13 protein-coding genes are annotated in these 17614 nt (G+C 71.7%); 7 read left to right on the forward strand and 6 right to left on the reverse strand.

Annotated elements, in window-relative coordinates; all coding sequences use genetic code 11:
- Positions 1-84: 84 nt before the first annotated feature.
- From DI272_RS12405 to DI272_RS12420, 4 genes are all read left to right on the forward strand, one after another.
- Positions 85-2445 carry a glycoside hydrolase family 2 protein gene (locus DI272_RS12405; protein WP_109495423.1) on the forward strand — a complete coding sequence of 787 codons (2361 nt, stop codon included), beginning with the start codon at positions 85-87 and terminating at the stop codon, positions 2443-2445.
- Positions 2442-3479, forward strand: a complete 1038-nt coding sequence (locus DI272_RS12410; protein WP_109495424.1) for a LacI family DNA-binding transcriptional regulator — start codon at positions 2442-2444, stop codon at positions 3477-3479. The genes DI272_RS12405 and DI272_RS12410 overlap by 4 nt, the downstream gene beginning before the upstream one ends.
- 131 nt (positions 3480-3610) lie before the next feature.
- On the forward strand, positions 3611-4828 hold the full coding sequence (locus DI272_RS12415; RefSeq protein ID WP_109495425.1) for an acetyl-CoA C-acyltransferase: 1218 nt from the start codon (positions 3611-3613) through the stop codon (positions 4826-4828).
- Positions 4825-6954 (forward strand): 3-hydroxyacyl-CoA dehydrogenase NAD-binding domain-containing protein, encoded by a 2130-nt coding sequence (locus tag DI272_RS12420; RefSeq protein ID WP_109495426.1) that lies wholly within the window; start codon positions 4825-4827, stop codon positions 6952-6954. Before DI272_RS12415 ends, DI272_RS12420 begins: the two co-directional genes overlap by 4 nt.
- Positions 6955-7036: 82 nt before the next feature.
- On the opposite strand, the gene DI272_RS12425 is transcribed toward DI272_RS12420, so the two are convergent.
- Both DI272_RS12425 and DI272_RS12430 read right to left on the reverse strand, forming a co-directional pair.
- Entirely contained in the window at positions 7037-7417 is a 381-nt protein-coding gene (locus tag DI272_RS12425) for a hypothetical protein (RefSeq protein WP_109495427.1), read from the reverse strand.
- Positions 7418-7460: 43 nt separating this feature from the next.
- Positions 7461-8480 (reverse strand): hypothetical protein, encoded by a 1020-nt coding sequence (locus tag DI272_RS12430; protein ID WP_109495428.1) that lies wholly within the window; start codon positions 8478-8480, stop codon positions 7461-7463.
- Between the two features lie 11 nt (positions 8481-8491).
- Here DI272_RS12430 and DI272_RS12435 point away from each other — a divergent pair, with 11 nt between their 5' ends.
- The 3 genes from DI272_RS12435 (at position 8492) to DI272_RS12445 (ending at position 10963) form a co-directional block, all read left to right on the forward strand.
- Positions 8492-9433 (forward strand): NAD(P)-dependent oxidoreductase, encoded by a 942-nt coding sequence (locus DI272_RS12435; protein ID WP_109495429.1) that lies wholly within the window; start codon positions 8492-8494, stop codon positions 9431-9433.
- Between the two features lie 12 nt (positions 9434-9445).
- The gene (locus DI272_RS12440) at positions 9446-9817 is read left to right on the forward strand and encodes an NTP pyrophosphohydrolase (protein WP_109495430.1); all 372 of its coding nucleotides are present in this window, start codon (positions 9446-9448) and stop codon (positions 9815-9817) included.
- Between the two features lie 243 nt (positions 9818-10060).
- Positions 10061-10963, forward strand: a complete 903-nt coding sequence (locus DI272_RS12445; RefSeq protein WP_109495431.1) for an alpha/beta fold hydrolase — start codon at positions 10061-10063, stop codon at positions 10961-10963.
- A gap of 36 nt (positions 10964-10999) precedes the next feature.
- Here the strand turns inward: DI272_RS12445 and fxsT are convergent, their stop codons facing one another.
- The 4 genes from fxsT to DI272_RS12465 are packed head-to-tail and all read right to left on the reverse strand — an operon-like array spanning position 11000 to position 17610.
- A complete protein-coding gene (gene fxsT, locus DI272_RS12450) occupies positions 11000-14938 on the reverse strand; it encodes an FxSxx-COOH system tetratricopeptide repeat protein (RefSeq protein ID WP_109495432.1) in 3939 nt (1312 codons plus the stop codon).
- Positions 14935-16173 carry an FxsC protein gene (gene fsxC / locus DI272_RS12455; protein WP_109495433.1) on the reverse strand — a complete coding sequence of 413 codons (1239 nt, stop codon included), beginning with the start codon at positions 16171-16173 and terminating at the stop codon, positions 14935-14937. The genes fxsT and fsxC overlap by 4 nt, the downstream gene beginning before the upstream one ends.
- On the reverse strand, positions 16173-16805 hold the full coding sequence (locus DI272_RS12460; RefSeq protein ID WP_109495434.1) for a TIR-like protein FxsC: 633 nt from the start codon (positions 16803-16805) through the stop codon (positions 16173-16175). The genes fsxC and DI272_RS12460 overlap by 1 nt, the downstream gene beginning before the upstream one ends.
- Positions 16798-17610, reverse strand: coding sequence for an aminoglycoside N(3)-acetyltransferase (locus tag DI272_RS12465; RefSeq protein WP_109495435.1), 813 nt, complete (start codon positions 17608-17610; stop codon positions 16798-16800). The genes DI272_RS12460 and DI272_RS12465 overlap by 8 nt, the downstream gene beginning before the upstream one ends.
- Positions 17611-17614: the final 4 nt, after the last annotated feature.

Below are 17614 nucleotides of genomic sequence, written 5' to 3' on the forward strand. Positions count from 1 at the left end.
TCTTAACCGGTAAAGTCCGTATCTCGCCAACGATGCCAAAAAGTTTCCGCAGCACCGGACTTGATCGGTTTAGGGAGTGCGTACATGCTTCAGGCCACACCGCTCACCGAGGGATGGATCCTGCGGCACGACGGGGACGCCCTCCCCGCCTCCGTGCCGGGATGCGTCCACACCGACCTGCTGGCGGCCGGGGTGATCCCGGACCCCTTTCTCGGGCGCAACGAGACCGAGGTGGCGTGGGTGGGGCGGCGGGACTGGACCTACGAGGCCGACCTGCGCACCGGACCGGGCGACGAGCGGACCGACCTCGTCTTCGAGGGGCTCGACACCGTCGCCGAGATCCGGCTCGACGGGCGGGTGCTGGGGCGGACGCGGAACATGCACCGCTCGTACCGCTTCGACGTGACCGGCCTGTCGGGGCGGCTGTCGGTACGGTTCGTGTCCGCCTACGCCGAGGCCGAGGCGGTGCGCGGCACCCTGGGCGAGCGGCCCGCCGCCTACGACGAGCCCTTCCAGTACGTCCGCAAGATGGCCTGCTCCTTCGGCTGGGACTGGGGTCCCACCCTGGTGACGGCCGGGATGTGGCGGCCGGTCCGGCTGGAGCGGTGGTCGACGGCCCGGATCTCCCGGGTGCGGCCCCTGGTCACGGTCGAACAGGGCGTGGGCGTGGTCGAGTTGGCCGTCGATGTCGAGCGGACCCGGGTCGAGGCTCCGCTGACCGTGGAGGCGACGGTCGCCGGGGAGCGGGTGCGCGCCTCGGTCGACGGCACCCGGGCAGTCGTACGGCTCGAAGTGCCCTCGCCGCGGCTGTGGTGGCCGCGGGGGTACGGCGAACAGCCGCTGTACGACCTTGAGTTGAAACTGCTGCACGGCGGCTCGCCGTTGGACGGGTGGCGGCGGCGCATCGGGTTCCGCAGCGTCGAGCTGGATCGGTCGGCGGACGAGCACGGCAGCGGGTTCACGTTCGTCGTGAACGGGGAGCGGCTCTTCGCGCGGGGCGTCAACTGGATCCCGGACGACGTCTTCCCGTCCCGGGTCACCCGCGAGCGGTACCGGGAGCGGCTCGGGCAGGCCGCCGAGGTGGGCGTGGACCTCGTACGGATCTGGGGCGGCGGGATCTACGAGAGCGAGGACTTCTACGACGCCTGCGACGAGTTGGGGCTGCTGGTCTGGCAGGACTTCCCGTTCGCGTGCGCGGCCTATCCGGAGGAGCAGCCGCTGCGCGGCGAGGTGGAGGCCGAGGCGCGGGAGAACGTCGTGCGGCTGATGCCGCACCCCTCGCTCGTGCTGTGGAACGGCAACAACGAGAACCTGTGGGGGTTCCGGGACTGGGGGTGGGAGGAGCGGCTCGCCGGGGCGTCCTGGGGCGAGGGGTACTACCTGGGCGTACTGCCGCGCGTGGTGGCCGAGCTGGACCCGACCCGGCCCTATACGGCGGGCAGTCCGTGGTCCGGTTCGTGGGACCACCATCCGAACGATCCGGCGCACGGTACGCATCACTCGTGGGAGGTGTGGAACCGGGAGGACTACGCCGAGTACCGCAGTGAAGTGCCGCGGTTCATGGCCGAGTTCGGATGGCAGGCGCCACCCGCCCACGCCACGCTGCGGCGGGCGCTGCCCGGTGAGGAGCTCGCGGCGGACTCCCCCGGCATGCTGCACCACCAGAAGGCCGACGACGGGAACGGCAAGCTGCGCCGCGGACTGGAACGCCATTTCGTCTGGCCCGAAGGGGACTTCGACCGCTGGCACTACCTCACCCAGGTCAACCAGGCGCGGGCGGTGGCCACCGGGATCGAGCACTGGCGGTCCCACTGGCCGGTGTGTGCGGGCACGGTGCTCTGGCAGCTCAACGACTGCTGGCCGGTGACGAGTTGGGCGGCCATCGACGGGGACGGGCGGCCGAAGCCGCTGTACCACGAGCTGCGCCGGCTGTACGCGGACCGGTTGCTGACCCTTCAGGGGCGGGTGCTGGCCGTCGTCAACCAGGCGGCGCGGGCATGGGCGGGGGCGGTGCGACTGCGGCGGATGTCCGTGGCGGGGGGCGTCCTCGGCGAGGCGGAGGTGGAGTTCGCCGCCGGGGCGCGGGCGGTGGCGCGGGTCGACGTGCCGGAGGAGCTGGTGCCCGTCGGGCCGAAGGAGTTCCTGGTCGCGGACGCGGAGGGACTGCGGGCGGTTCGTTTTCCCGCGCCCGACCGCGACATCCCCTATCCGCGGCCGGAGTTCGACGTCTCGGTCACACCGGGCGGCTCGGTGACGGTCACCGCTCGCAGTCTCGTACGGGATCTGCTGCTGCAAGCCGACCGGCTCGACCCCGACGCGCGGGCCGACCGGGGGCTCGTGACGCTGCTGCCCGGCGAACAGGTGACCATCGGGGTCAGCGGCTGGGAGACTCCCGGTGCGGACGCCGCCCGCGCCGCCCTGTACTGCATGGAGCCCCCGCGATGACCGCCCAGCCCGCCTCCCGCGTCACCATCAAGGACGTCGCCGCCCGCGCCGGCGTGTCCAAGGGTGCCGTGTCCCTCGCCTTCAACCACAAGCCGGGGTTGTCGGAGGCGACCCGGGACCGGATCTTCCGGGCCGCGCGGGAGCTGGGCTGGGCGCCGAACCTCACCGCGCGGACGCTGGCGGGATCGCGGGTGGACGTCGTGGGGCTCGCCATCTGCCGGCCGGCGCGGCTGCTGGGACTCGAACCCTTCTACATGGAGTTCATCTCAGGGGTGGAGAGCGTCCTCACCGAGCACTCCTGCTCCCTGCTGCTGCGGCTCGTACGGAATGTCGAGGAAGAGGTCGGCATCCAGGAGAGCTGGTGGCGGGGGCGGCAGATCGGCGGGGCGATCCTCGTCGACTTCCGGCCCGACGATCCGCGGGTGGCGGCGGCCGAGCGGCTCGGGATGCCGGTGGTCGCCGTGGGACATCCCTCGCTCACCGGCGGTCTGACGTCCGTGTGGACCGATGACGCGACCGCCGTGACGGAGGCGGTGCGGTATCTCGCGGCGCTGGGGCACCGGCGGATCGCGCGGGTGGGCGGGGCGGCGGCGCTCGGGCACACCGCGGCGCGGACGGCCGCGTTCGACGAGGCCGCGCGGACGCTGGAGCTGGCCGGCGCGTGGCAGGTGACCACCGACTACTCCGGCGAGGCGGGGGCGCGGGCCACCCGGTCGATGCTGATGGCCGCGCCGGCCGACCGGCCGACGGCGATCGTGTACGACAACGACATCATGGCCGTGGCGGGGCTCTCGGTGGCCGCGGAGATGGGGCTGTCGGTGCCGGGGGACGTCTCGCTGCTGGCGTGGGACGACTCGCAGCTGTGCCGGCTGACGCATCCGACGCTGTCGGCGATGAGTCATGACGTGCACGGGTTCGGGGCGGACGCGGCCCGTACGCTGTTCGGGGTGATCACCGGGGAGGGCGGTGGGTCACACCCCGTGCCCACTCCGGTACTCACTCCGAGGGGATCGACGGCGCCTCCGCGGATGTGACCTTCGCCGCTCCCGCCGTCAGGACTGTGCAGCTACGTTACCCACAAGTAGCATGGGCCTGAGCGCGCGCTCAGCGCTTGCGCCGTGCAGCCGTGCCAGCAGTGCCATCCCGCATCTGGAGGAGAGCCATCGTGCCTCGTACCGTCAGGGACGTCGTCTTCGTCGACGGCGTCCGCACCCCGTTCGGCAAGGCGGGCCCGAAGGGCATCTACCACGAGACCCGCGCCGACGACCTCGTCGTGAAGGCGATCCGGGAGCTGCTGCGCCGCAACCCGGCTCTGGAGCCCGCCAAGATCGACGAGGTCGCCATCGCCGCGACCACGCAGATCGGTGACCAGGGCCTGACCATCGGCCGCACGGCCGGCATCCTCGCCGGTCTGCCGCAGTCGGTGCCCGGCTACTCGATCGACCGCATGTGCGCCGGCGCCCTGACCGCCGTCACCACGGTGGCCGGTTCGGTCGCCTTCGGCGCGTACGACGTCGCCATCGCCGGCGGTGTCGAGCACATGGGCCGCCACCCGATGGGCGAGGGCGTGGACCCGAACCCGCGGTTCGTCAGCGAGAAGCTGGTCGACGAGTCCGCCCTGTTCATGGGCATGACCGCGGAGAACCTGCACGACCGCTACCCGACGATCACCAAGCAGCGCGCCGACGAGTACGCCGTGCGCTCGCAGGAGAAGGCCGCCAAGGCGTACGCCAACGGCAAGATCCAGGCCGACCTGGTCCCGATCTCGGTGCGCCGCACCAACCCCGAGGCCGGCGAGACCGGCTGGGGTCTGGTCACCGCCGACGAGCCGATGCGCCCGGGTACGACGCTGGAGAACCTCTCCGGCCTGAAGACGCCGTTCCGTGTGCACGGCCGGGTCACCGCGGGCAACGCGGCCGGTCTGAACGACGGCGCCACCGCCTCGATCATCGCCTCCGAGGACTTCGCCCGGGAGAACAACCTCCCGGTGAAGATGCGCCTCGTCTCCTACTCCTTCGCGGGTGTGGAGCCGGAGGTCATGGGCTACGGCCCGATCCCGGCCACCGAGAAGGCCCTCGCCCAGGCGGGGCTGACCATCGACGACATCGGCCTGTTCGAGATCAACGAGGCCTTCGCCGTCCAGGTCCTGGCCTTCCTGGAGCACTACGGCATCGCCGACGACGACGCGCGCGTCAACCAGTACGGCGGCGCCATCGCCTTCGGCCACCCGCTGGCCTCCTCCGGCGTGCGTCTGATGACGCAGCTGGCCCGCCAGTTCGAGGAGCAGCCGCACGTCCGCTACGGCCTGACCACCATGTGCGTCGGCTTCGGCATGGGCGCAACGGTCATCTGGGAGAACCCGCACTTCGAGGGGGACAAGTGAGCACCACCGCTGAGCTTCTGAAGGGTGCGGCCGAGCTGTTCCCCGACGAGGTCGTGACGTCCGCGCACGTACGCCACCTCGACCTGCCGTTCGGTGCCGGGCGCTTCGCGCTCATCACCCTCGACAACGGCTTCGACCACACCAAGCCGACCACCTTCGGCCCGGCGTCGCTGGCGAACCTCAACACCGCCATCGACCAGGTCGAGAAGGAGGCCGCGGCCGGCGAGATCGTCGGCATCGGCATCACCGGCAAGCCGTTCATCTTCGCGGTCGGCGCCGACCTCAAGGGCGTCGAGCTGCTCAAGGAGCACAAGGACGCGCTCGCCATCGGCAAGGGCGGCCACGAGGTCTTCAAGCGCCTCGGCGCCCTCGCGGTCCCGACCTTCGCCTACTACAACGGTGCCGCCATGGGCGGTGGCGTCGAGGTCGGTCTGCACTGCAAGTACCGGACGGTCTCGAAGGCCCTGCCGGCCTTCTCGCTGCCCGAGGTCTTCCTCGGCCTGGTGCCCGGCTGGGGCGGCTGCACGATCCTGCCGAACCTGATCGGTGCCGACAAGGCCGTCTCGGTGATCATCGAGAACAGCCTCAACCAGAACAAGCAGCTCAAGGGCCAGCAGGTCTTCGACCTCGGTATCGCGGACGCGATCTTCGAGGGCGCGGACTTCCTGGAGCAGTCGCTGATCTGGACGGCCCAGGTACTGAAGGGCGACGTCGAGGTCGAGCGTCCGGTCATCGACCGCGGCGAGGCCTGGGACCAGGCCGTCGCGCGCGGCCGTTTCATCGCCGACTCCAAGGTGCACGGCGCGGCCCCGGCCGCCTACCGCGCCCTGGACATCATCGCCGCCGCCAAGAACGGCGACCTCCAGCAGGGCTACGACGCCGAGGACAAGGCCCTCGCCGACCTGATCATGGGTGGCGAACTGCGCTCCGGCATCTACGCCTTCAACCTGGTGCAGAAGCGCGGCAAGCGCCCGGCCGGCGCCCCGGACAAGAACCTGGCGCGCCCGGTCACCAAGGTGGGCGTGGTCGGCGCGGGCCTGATGGCCTCGCAGCTCGCCCTCCTCTTCCTGCGCCGCCTGGAGGTCCCGGTCGTCCTCACGGACATCGACCAGGAGCGCGTCGACAAGGGTGTGGGCTACGTCCACGCCGAGATCGACAAGCTGCTCGGCAAGGGCCGTATCAACCAGGACAAGGCCAACCGCCTCAAGGCCCTGGTCACCGGTGTCCTGGACAAGGCCGAGGGCTTCTCCGACGCCGACTTCATCATCGAGGCCGTCTTCGAGGAGATCGGCGTCAAGCAGACGGTGTTCGCGGAGGTCGAGGCGGTCGCCCCGGCGCACGCGATCCTGGCGACGAACACCTCCTCCCTCTCGGTGTCGGAGATGGCGTCGAAGCTCCAGCACCCCGAGCGGGTCGTCGGCTTCCACTTCTTCAACCCGGTGGCCGTCCTGCCGCTCCTGGAGATCGTCCGCGGCGAGAAGACCGACGACGCGTCGCTGGCCACGGCCTTCGCCGTCGCCAAGAAGCTGAAGAAGACCGCGGTGCTGACGAAGGACGCCCCGGCGTTCGTCGTGAACCGCATCCTCACCCGCTTCATGGGCGAGATCCAGAACGTCATCGACGAGGGCACGCCGGTCGAGGTCGCGGAGAAGGCGGTGGAGCCCCTGGGCCTGCCGATGTCGCCGCTGGTCCTGCTGGAGCTGGTCGGCCCCGCGATCGGTCTGCACGTCTCCGAGACCCTGAACCGGGCCTTCCCGGACCGCTTCACGGTCTCCCCGAACCTCGCGGCCGTCGTCAAGGCGGGCAAGCGCGGCTTCTACGTCTACGACAGCGGGAAGCCGGAGCTGGACCCCGAGGTCGCGGCTCTGCTGAAGCAGGGTGACGTGGTCCTCACCGAGGAGCAGGTCCGTGACCGCGTCCTCGACGCCGTCGCCCAGGAGATCGGGCTCATGCTCGACGAGGGTGTCGTCGCCGAGGCCCAGGACATCGACCTCTGCCTGATCACCGGCGCCGGCTGGCCCTTCCACCTGGGCGGCATCACGCCGTACCTGGACCGCGAGGGTGTCTCCGAGCGCGTGAACGGCAAGAAGTTCCTGGCTCCGGGCGTGGCGAGCGTCCCGGCGTAACCGCTCCTGCTGTGAACGGCGGTGCCCCGCAGGCCTGTTGGCGTGCGGGGCACCGGCGTCCCGGAAGGTCTTCCGGGTGGCTTCAGCGGGCGTCCGCGACATGCACGACGTGCAGGTCCGTGCCGTCCCGGTGACGCTTGCCGCGGCCGTGGAGGCCGACGGCGAGGTGCGACGGGTCGGCGGGCTCGTCGGGGCCGACACAGGTGACGACGTCCGGGTGGTGGCCGGTGACCAGCCAGCCGGTGCCGTCCTCGAGCGCGCGGGTACCGAAGTCGCCGGCGGGGCCGCCGGCGCGCACGGGACCGTACTGCCGGAGGATCACGACGGCCTGTCCGGTGAGTTCTCCGTCGGGCTCCTTGAGCATCACGCACCTGCCGTTCTCGAACAGCACCCAGGAGACTCCGGACGGCTCCAGGATGCGCTGCCAGACCTCGACGAGGTGTTCGGTGTCCACGCGGCCCATGGTGGCCCGCCCGACCCCGAACGGGCATCCGGACAAGGCGGCTTCAGCTCTCCCGCCACGCCTCCAGCGCCAGCCCCGGTTCGTCCTTGCGCCGGGTGAGCAGGAGTTGGCCGGTCGACGGGGACAACGTTGCCGCCACGACCCGGCCGTCCTCGTCGGTCGCGAGTGACACCAGTGCGTCCGCGGGGAGGTGGGGCCCGGACTCCGTCCACCACGCGCCCGCCGACTCCTGTTCCGTCGGGTACGCGGCGAAGACGACCCGGCCGCCGGCGGAGCGCTGGGCGAGCAACGTGCAGTCGTGGCCGTCGAGTTCGCAGCGGACGGCGGAGACCGGGCCGGGACCGGCCGAGGCGACGAGGGCGACGGGCTTGCCTCCCGGGCGCCAGGCGCACAGGTCGCCGGAGTCGTCGGTGTAGAAGAGGGTGGTGCGGTCGGCGGAGGTGGCGAGGGCGCGCAGGGTGCCCGGACGCACCGGGGTCTCGACGGCCTCCTCCAGGACCGGCGGTGTGCCCGGCTCGCCCTGCCGCCAGTACAGCAGGCCCCAGGGGACGGCCGCGTACAGCTCCACGCGCCCCGACTCCCCCGTCACCGCGGCCAAGTCCTCCTCCACCTCACGCCCCTTGAGGTCCTGCCACGGCTCCCAGCCGCCCTTCTCCTTCTGCGCGGCCATGCCCACGCCGCCGCCCTTGTTGCGGACGAAGACATGGGCACGCCCCTGGGCGTCGACCGCGACGGCGGGGGTTCCGGTGCGGTCGCCGGTCTTGTCGGGGTGGCCGATCGGAACCCAGTCCAGGGCCGCGAGCCGGGGGCGGAGGTGGGTGGAGTGCACGAGCCCGGCCTCGCCGGGCTTGGTGGGCCGCCAGGAGACCAGGTGGGCGTAGCCGTCGGTGCCCTGGCCGAGCGCCGGGCCGTTACGGAGTTTCTGGTCGCCGCCCACCCTGCGCGGGGACGCCTCCCAGGGGCCGCCGGGGCCGAGCTCGGCCCGGCACAGGACGGTGTCGCCCGACGGCAGATAGACACAGAGGCGGCCGTCGCGGCCGCGGAGGAGCCAGTCGCCGTTCACCGCTTCACTCTATGCGGGGCCCCGGACGGGCCGCCTGGTCACCCCCCGCCCACAGGTCCTACGTTGGCCTCATGACCGACAAGCTCACCGTCTCCGTCCTGGGTACCGGCATCATGGGCGCCGCGATGGCCCGCAACCTGGCCCGCGCCGGACACACCGTCCACGCCTGGAACCGCACCCGCGCCAAGGCCGAGCCCCTCACCGCCGACGGCATCCGTGTCACCGGCTCCCCCGCCGAGGCGGTGGAGGGCGCGGACGTCGTCCTGACCATGCTGTACGACGGCGCCGCCACCCTGGAGGTGATGGAGCAGGCGCTGCCCGCGCTGCGCCCGGGCGTGGTGTGGGCGCAGTCGACGACGGCCGGCCTCGAAGCCCTCGGTGAGCTCGCCGCCTTCGCCGCCGCGCACGGCCTGGTCTTCTACGACGCCCCCGTGCTGGGCACCCGGCAGCCCGCGGAGGCCGGTCAGCTCACGGTGCTGGCGGGCGGCCCGGAGGCCCACCGGTACTCCGTGGCCCCCGTCTTCGACGCGGTGGGCGCCCGCACGGTCTGGACCGGCGAGGCGGGCAGCGCGACCCGGCTGAAGCTGGTCGCCAACAGCTGGGTGCTGGCCGCGACCGCGGCGACCGGGGAGGTGCTGGCGCTGTCCGAGGCGCTCGGCGTGGACGTGCAGGACTTCTTCGCGCTCATCGAGGGCGGGCCGCTGGACATGGGCTATCTGCACGCCAAGGCGGGGCTGGTGCTGGAACGGCGGCTGTCCCCGGCCCAGTTCGCGGTCTCCACGGCCGCCAAGGACGCCCGGCTGATCGTGCGGGCGGGCGCGGAGAACGGCGTCCGGCTCGATGTGGCCGCGGCGAGCGCGGAGCGGCTGGAGCGGGCCGCCGCGCAGGGGCACGGGGACGAGGACATGGCCGCCGCGTACTACGCCAGCTTCGACGAGAAGCGTGGGGACTGACACCCTGGCCGCATGAACACCGAAGTCCCGCTCCTCGTGATCGTCGATGCCGCCAATGTCGTCGGGTCGGTGCCCGACGGCTGGTGGCGGGACCGGAGGGGGGCCGCGGAGCGGCTGCGGGACCGGCTGGCGGCGGACGGGGTGCCGGGGCGGGCCGGGCCCGTGGAGATCGTGCTGGTGGTGGAGGGGGCGGCGCGCGGGGTGGAGTCCGTGGCCGGGGTGCGGGTGGAGTCGGCGCCGGGGAGCGGGGACGACCACATGGTGGACCTGGTCGCCGCGGCGGCCGGCCGGCCCTGCCTGGTGGTGACCGCGGATCGGGAACTGCGGCGCCGGGTGACGGAGTTGGGGGCCGAGGTGGCGGGGCCGCGCAGTGTGCGCGGCTAGGGTGCGCGATCGGTATGTGCGGCCGGCGCCCCAAGCCGACTGTCCCGATTGCGTCGGAATGCGGGGGTTCGCCCCCTGCCGATTCGACAAAATGGGCATAAGCTAGCCGCATTCGGTCAGGATTTCGACATCCTAGTCACTTTCCAGTGACGGAAGAGCGCGGACGCGAGAAGCTGACTGAATGGTGCCCTGCGTTCTGAGACTATTCCGGCACCCTTGACGGCTGGTGGACGGGAGGCAGGAGTGGCACGTGCCGCTCTCAGCAGGGACGGGCGCGAGCTCGTTTTCGATTCCTGGGGTGATCCGCACGGGCACCCGGTCTTTCTGCTGCACGGAACTCCTGGCAGCCATCAGGGGCCGCGCCCGCGGTCCATGGTGCTCTATCAGCTAGGCGTCCGTCTCATCGCCTACGACCGTCCCGGCTACGGGGGTTCCACCCGCAAGCCCGGCCGCCGGGTGGTCGACGCCGCCGCGGACGTCGAGGACATCGCACGGTTTCTCGGGCTCGACGAGTTCTCCGTCGTCGGGCGGTCCGGTGGCGGCCCGCACGCGCTGGCCTGTGCCGCTCAGCTGTCCGGCCGCGTACGCAGCGCCGCCGTCCTGGTGACCCTGGCCCCGCCGGACGCACCGGAGCTGGACTGGTTCGCGGGCATGACCGAGCACAACGTCCGCGAGTACACCAACGCCCGTGACCACCCTGACGTGTTGCAGAGCAGCCTCGTGCAGAACGCGGACGCCATGCGGGCCGACCCGATGGCCCTGCTGAACACGCTCGACGGCGAGATGCCCGAGGTGGACCGGCACGTCGTGGCGGACGCCGGCATCCGCCGGATGCTGCACAAGAACTTCATGTCCGGGATCGAGAAGAACGCGGACGGCTGGATCGACGACGCCGTCGCCTTCACCCTGCCCTGGGGCTTCGACCCGGCGAAGATCACCGTGCCCACGCTGCTCTGGCACGGGGAGAAGGACGTCTTCTCCCCCGTCGACCACTTCACCTGGCTGGCCGGCCGGATCGAGCACGCCACCGTCGTCCTGGAGCCGTCGGCGGCGCACTTCGCCGCGGTTCCGGTCCTGCCGAAGGTGCTCGGCTGGGTGCGCGAGCACGCGAAGGCGGGCTCGGACGCCACCGCCACCACGGCGTGACCTTCCCGCCGCCCCCGGCGCTCGCTTCCGGCACGGTCAGATCGGGTGGGGATCCAGTTCCAGCCCCACCCGTCGGCCGGCGCGCAGCCGGGCCACCTTCGAGTGCTCGGTGCCCAGCTTGGTGCTCAGGATCGTCAGGCTCTCCTGCGCCAGGTGGTCCGCCTCCTCGGTGCGGCCGGTCTCCCTCAGCATGATGGAGAAGTTGCCCCGGCAGGTGAGGGCCGTGGGGTGGTCCCCGCCCAGGCGGTCGGCCAACTCCCGGTGCGCCTGGCGGTAGTTGCGTTCGGCCTGCCCGGTGTCGCCGACGGCGGCCTCGGCGTTCGCCAGGTTCATCTGGCAGTTCATGCTGAACGGATGCTCCGGACCCAGCGTGGTCCGCAGCGCCGCGCGGGCCTGCTCGCACACGTCGTGCGACTTGGCGGCCTGGCCGGTCGACAGCAGGTTGATGCCGTGATTGACCGCGCAGGCAAGGGTGTTGGGGTGGGTCTCCCCCAGGGCCGCGCGGAACCGGTCGAGCAGGTCGGAGGTCTCCGCGCAGGCCTCGTCGTACCGCTCGGCCGCGGCGAGGTGGCCCGCGAGCCCGAGCCGCACCACCAGCGTCTCGGGCGAGGCGTCGGGCAGGCGCAGCCGGTAGATGTCCAGGACGCTCTGACTGAGTTCGATCGCCTCGTCCAGCTTGTCCAGACGGCGCAGGGTGATGGCGAGGGCCTTGGCGGCCTCCAGCGCGGGCGGTGACGTCGGCCCGAGTTCCCTGGCCGTGTCGTAGACCGCGCGCAGGGTCGCCTCCGAGGCTTCGTACTCGCCGCAGGAGCGCTGGTCGCGGCCCAGGTTCACCCGGGAGAGCAGGGTGTACGGGTGCCTCCCGCCCAGCGTCAGCACCCGCAGGTCGCAGGTTTCCTTGTCGACGTTCTGCGCCTCGTAGCAGTCCCCGGCCATGCGCATCGACACGGCCAGGTTGTTCGCCGCGATCAGGGTCCGCGGATGGTCGTCGCCGAGGAGGTCGACGGAGCGCTGGTACGTCTCACGGTTGATCTGCAGCGCGCGTCCGACCTGGCCGACGGCCCGCAGGTCGGCGGTGAGGCTGATCGCCGTCATCAGGGTGTGCGAGTCGTCCTCGCCGAGGACCTCGCGCTGCCGCTCGTAGACGTCCTGGTCGATGTCGAGCGCTCTGTTGTACCAGCCCTGGAAGCGCAGCACGTTGGCGATCTCGTAGCGCAGGTGCAGGGTCCACCGGTCGGTGGCGCCGGCCTCCTTCGCCCAGACGGTCAGCAGCTCCTCGGCGAGCGACATGGCCTCCGCGTACTCGCCGCGGGACCGCAGGTAGCGCAGCCACTCGGTCATCAGCCGGCGGATCCGGTCGTCGAGCGAGTAGCGCAGCCACGGGGTCTTCAGGTGCGGCCAGATGGTGTTGTAGCGGGGCCAGTTGGCGGGGCGTTCGACGTCGCCCTCGGACGGGCGGGCGCCGCTGAGGACGTTGCGTACGACGCGCAGCGCGTTCTCGCGCTCCTCCTCGGACATGGAGGAGCGCACCGCCGCCTGCACCAGCCGGTGCACCTGGATGCTGCGGCTCTTGCGGTCGACCTTGGCCAGGGCGTACCGGTGCAGCTGCTGGATGGCGCGGGACACCAGTGCCGTCCCCTCGCCGCCGGGCTGTGCCTCGATGAGGGCCTCGCCCATCTCCTTGCCGTGCACCAGGTCGAAGGAGATGGGGTCGGCGCCGAAGTGGGCGCACAGCTGCAGCAGCCGCAGGGCCACGGGGGCGTTGAGCTGCTGGATGGAGATGTTCCAGGTGGCGCCGACCTGGAGCGGGAAGGCCTGGGCGTCGGCGACGGCCTCCAGCGAGGCCAGCTGGGGCTGGAGCAGGGCGAGGTACTCGGTGGCGTCCTGGCCGGTCTCGTTGAGCCAGGCGGCGGCCTGGTCGACGGCCAGCGGCAGGTCGCCGAGGGCCTCCGCGACCCGGTCGGCGTCCTCGGTGCTGATGGCGGAGACCCGGTGCAGCAGGTGTTCGACGCTCTCGGAGCGGGAGAAGACGTCGACCTCGACGCGCTCGCCGATCTGGGCCCAGCCCTCGTTGCGGGTGGTGATCAGGACGTGGCCGGTGGGGCTGTTGACCAGCAGCCGTTCGATGGACTCGGGGGTGGTGGCGTTGTCGAAGACCAGCAGCCAGCGGTCATAGGTGGCGCCCCGGCGCAGGGCGTCGCGCACCGCGTCGGCCGTGGCGCTGATGCTGTCGCGTTCCTCGACGCCGAGGTGGGGGGCGAGTTCGGAGTACTGGCGCAGTGCGAGGTCGCCGAACTCCGCCTCGATCCACCACACGACGTCGTAGTTGCCGCGGTACCGGTGGGCGTACTCGGTGGCCAGCTGCGTCTTGCCGACCCCGCCCATGCCGTGCAGCAGGGTGGCGGTGCCGGTCTCCCCGAGCCGCTGCCTGAGGTTCTCCAGCATGCCGGCGCGGCCGGTGAAGGCGGCGTTGCGTACCGGCGCGGACCAGACGGGCGGTTCCGCGCCCGGGAAGCGGGGTCCGGGGAGGGTGGCGTCGGCGGGGTGCTCGTCCTGCACGAGCGGGGCGTCCAGGGCCCGCAGCAGGGCGTTCCTGGCCTGTGTCTCGTTCATGTTGCCGAGGTGGATCGGCGTCCGGTCCGAGAACGGGTGCCCCAGGCGTACGTCGCTGACCCGCACCGGCACCAGGGTGCGCCGCGCGCCCATCGGGTCGGCCGCGGCCACCGCCTCCCAGACCGCCCTGGCCTCGGGGGACTTCTGGTAGGCGGCGGAGAGCACGGCCACCGTGCGGGAGGCGCCGCGCACCTTGCTGTCGGTGTCGTCGCGCAGCGGGACCCCGGCGGCGGAGCCGTCCTCGGAGCGGGCGTCGCCGACGGTGAAGCCGGCGTCGGACAGGACCCGCCGGATCCAGTCCGCCCACATCTGGTCCTCGGGCACATGGCTGAGGAACACATGGGTGGGGTCCGGCGGCCGGCGGCGCACCACGGCCTTGAGGTAGTTCTGGCGTTCCTCGTCGGTCATCGGGTCGAGGCAGGTGACGTCGCCCTCGGTGACGACCGAGGTCAGCCGCTCGCAGGCGGCGAGCAGGGAGGTGGGGGTGCCGGGCTCGTCGCGGAAGGTGGCGAGCATCTCCTCGTAGGCGTAGGTGGGCTTGTACGGCAGTTCCACGTTGCCCCAGTAGCGGCGTACGTCGACGTGCGGGGTGCGCATGAGCAGCTGGTCGAAGGTGACGCGGACCTTGGCCCGGGCCGCCTCCAGGCGGTCCGCCTCGGAGTCCACGACCCGCATGGGCACCGGCAGGATGCGGATGCGCCGGTCGTGGTAATAGGTGTCGACCACCCGGCGGGCGACCGCCGCGGCGCCCTCGATGCTCTGGTCGTTGTGGGTGAAGCAGTTCACCAGCACGTCGGGGAAGTGCAGGGTGCAGATGTCGGAGATGTCGCTGAGGCCGGTGCGGCTGTCGACGAGGACGTAGTCGTAGCCGCGCCGGAACTGGGCGCACACGGCGTCGAGGAACTGGCCGCCGTACTGCTCCTCGTAGAAGCGGGTCCAGTTGAACTGGGAGAAAATGGAGGAGTAGTTGCGGTCCTGGCGGCCCGCGGAGATGAAGTCGAGGCCGCCGCCGCGCGGGAAGCGCCATTGCAGCGGGGAGATCGCCTTGCCGATGTCGGCCTGCTGGACCACCCATTCCTCGTCGACCCCGGTCTCGCCCAGGGACTCGACCTTCAGCATGTAGTCGTTGATGAGGTCCAGGACCCCGGGGCGGTCGCGCAGGGCGTGCGGTTCCAGGAACGGGCGCAGGAAGCGGTCGAGGCCGGGCGCCTCCAGGTCCCAGTCGACCACCAGGACGCGCCGGCCCTGCGAGGCCATGATCCAGGCGGTGTTGGCCAGCGCCATGGTGCGGCCGGTGCCGCCCTTGTAGCTGTAGAACGTGACGATCTTGCCGCCGTCGGGGCGGGCCAGCGCGCCGGTCACGGTCGGTCCTCCTGGTCACCAGCGTGGGGCCGCTCCGCCGACGCCGAGGGCCTGGTGGTCGTGGATCGTAGCGGAACTCGGTTGAGGTACTGCTGGGCCGCGCTGTCCGCCAGCTCCATGAAACGGGCGTTGAACGTCTCCGAGTTGTCGATGCCCAGCATGGCGCCGCGCTGGATGGGCCGGCTGCTGCTGAGCCGCCTCGGCAGCGCGGCCCGCAGCAGCCGGTCGAGGTCTCCGCCCGCCTGCCGGGTCTGCGGATCGTCGGCGATCGGCGTCAGGACGGACACCCAGGGCAGGTCGCGGGAGTCGAAGGCGCGCACCCGCTCCAGGGCCGCCGGGTCGCGCAGGATCCACGGGTCGAGGATGAGCACCCAGGGGCTCCTGGTCTCGCGGTGCCCGAGGAAGACGGGCTCGGCCTGGTCGTAGGTGTGGATCTCCGGGGCGAAGCCGAGGTTGCGGGCGAGTTCGGCGGTTCGTTCGGCCAGCGGGGTGCCGTAGCCGTCGCTGTAGGGCTGCCAGTCGCGCGGTCCGCGGCCGTACTTGGTGTCCCTGCGGCCGGGGGGCAGATGGTGCAGGTCCGGGGCGAGGACGGCGATGCCCAGCGGGTGCCAGGACGAGGCGGCGAACGCGTCCGGAATGTCATCCAGATCGGTGAACTCGACCGATTCCGGGCCGGGTTCGGGCGCCCGGCGGACGGCCTGGACGACCCGCTGGGCGATCCGCCGGACGCACTGGTCGTAGTGCTCGGGATGTTCGGTGTCGGCCCGCAGTCCGTACAGCCCGCCCCTGGCGTAGTCCTTGAGCGCGTCGTCGTCGACGGGCACCGGTTCCGTCGGCGGGGTGGGCACGGGCAGGGCGAGGTTGACGGGCACCGGGCGAGCGGTGGTCGGCACCGGGGTCCACAGGGCCGGGACGAGTGTGCCGCGGCGGGCGCGGTGGGTGAGGGCGTGCCACTGCCGGCCGCAGTACACGTCGGTGAAGTAGCGGCGGGTGATCACGGGGACGAAGACATGGCAGTCGTGGAGGGCGCGCACCGACCTCGCGCCGCCGCGGTCGGTGGCGTCCAGGTGGCCGACGGAGCGCGGTGCGAGGGTGCCGCTCATCGCCCGAACCTCCCCGAGCAGGTCCTCGTAGAACTCCCGCACGCTCTTGTCGGTCTCCTGGCGGCCCTCGTCGGTCTCGTCGGCGGCGGCCGGGGTGGGGGCGTAACTGACGAAGAACCAGGGCGTGTGCATCAGCGTTCCTCCCCCACCGTGTCGTTCATCGCGTCGAAGAGGTCGTCGAACTCCCCCGGGTCACAGGGTTCCAGGCGGGAACTGACGGCCACGTCGACGATTTTCAGGGCGAGTTGGTAGACCACCTTGCGGAACGTCCCGTGGTTGCCGGAGATCTGCAGACCGCGCAGCCCCAGTTCCAGGTACTTGGGATCCAGGTCCTGGTGGGTGTACTGCACCTCCGAGTAGGGCGCGGGTATGTCGCCGGACCGCAGCGGGCTCCACAGGACCGGCACGACCGCGTTGCGGATGAACGTGCCCCGGCCGCGCTGGAGTTGCTGGCGCCGCTGGAAGCACTCCCATTCGAGGGCGCACCACTCGCTGGTGAACAGCCGCCGGGACAGCAGGGGTACGAAGACCTGGCAGCGGGAGAGGCGTTCCTTCAGCTCCTCCTCCCAGGTGGAGCCGAGCGGTATCCGCTGGTCGAGGTAGACGGCGGGGACCTTGGCGTCCAGGTCGGTGAGCTCCATCAGGTCTTCGGTGAGCTTGGCGTGGAAGCGGCTCAGCGGGTCGTCGGTGGACCGGTCCGTCTCCGGTACGGCGGGGGTGCGGCCGTAGCTGAGGAAGCCGTAGGGCTGCTGGACGCTATGCACGGTCGGCCTCCGCGCCGCGGCCCGCCGCGATCCACCGGGCGGCGGTGTCCACGGCCCAGCGCAGCGGGAACAGTCTGCTGTCGGCGGCGCCGACCCGGCCGCGGGCCAGCGGGCCGCGGCCGGCCGGTGCGGAGGTCTCCAGCCAGCGGCCGAGGTCGCCGAAGTCGCTGTCGTCGTGGTCGACGTCGAGGAAGGCCGTCCAGCGCGGGCCGTCCTCGGTCATGACCCGGCAGTCGTAGCGGCGGCGGACCGGGCCGGGCTGCCGGCACTCGGACAGGTGGAAGGCCGAGCACACCTCGAACCCCACGCCCAGCAGCAGGACGTACGCCCCCTCCTCGTACAGCCGGGCGAGCGGGGACCGTTCGCCGAGCAGGCAGTCCAGGGCGTGTCCGGAGGTGATCCGGGCGGCCCGGGGGCCGAGTGCGGCGAAGGACGTCTGCGGGTGGGTGCTGCGCACGGCTGCCGGGTGGACCCGCACCTCCTCCGCCAGTCGTCCCATGCCGTCGGAGGGAGTGGAAGCCGGGCTGAAGGGCTCCATGTTCTCACGGTATGACAGGAGTTGATGTCGTGTCAGGTCTCGCGTGCGACGGAGGTACACCGGTGACGTGAGGGAGTTGCCGGTCGTGAACGTGGGGACGACCAGGGTGCCTTCGGGGCCGAGTGCGTCGCGCAGCGCGGCCAGCAGCGTCCGGCTGCCGCCGTGGACCGGGCCGACGGACCGCAGGGAGGCGTGCACGAGCAGCGTCCTGGCCTTGGTGACGCCGAGTCTTCGCAGGTCGGCGGTGAGGGCGGCCTCGGTGAGCATGGTG

It is taken from the genome of Streptomyces sp. Act143 (assembly GCF_003143935.1).
Classification (GTDB): Bacteria; Actinomycetota; Actinomycetes; order Streptomycetales; family Streptomycetaceae; genus Streptomyces.

What these genes read in the sequence shown, in the direction of transcription:
- DI272_RS12425 (WP_109495427.1), bottom strand. Translation starts at nt 7,417, where the DNA reads ATGGGCCGCGTGGACACCGAACACCTCGTCGAGGTCTGGCAGCGCATC.
- fsxC (WP_109495433.1), bottom strand. Translation starts at nt 16,173, where the DNA reads ATGCACACGCCCTGGTTCTTCGTCAGTTACGCCCCCACCCCGGCCGCC.
- DI272_RS12410 (WP_109495424.1), top strand. Translation starts at nt 2,442, where the DNA reads ATGACCGCCCAGCCCGCCTCCCGCGTCACCATCAAGGACGTCGCCGCC.
- DI272_RS12435 (WP_109495429.1), top strand. Translation starts at nt 8,492, where the DNA reads ATGCGGGGCCCCGGACGGGCCGCCTGGTCACCCCCCGCCCACAGGTCC.
- DI272_RS12405 (WP_109495423.1), top strand. Translation starts at nt 85, where the DNA reads ATGCTTCAGGCCACACCGCTCACCGAGGGATGGATCCTGCGGCACGAC.
- DI272_RS12440 (WP_109495430.1), top strand. Translation starts at nt 9,446, where the DNA reads ATGAACACCGAAGTCCCGCTCCTCGTGATCGTCGATGCCGCCAATGTC.
- DI272_RS12465 (WP_109495435.1), bottom strand. Translation starts at nt 17,610, where the DNA reads ATGCTCACCGAGGCCGCCCTCACCGCCGACCTGCGAAGACTCGGCGTC.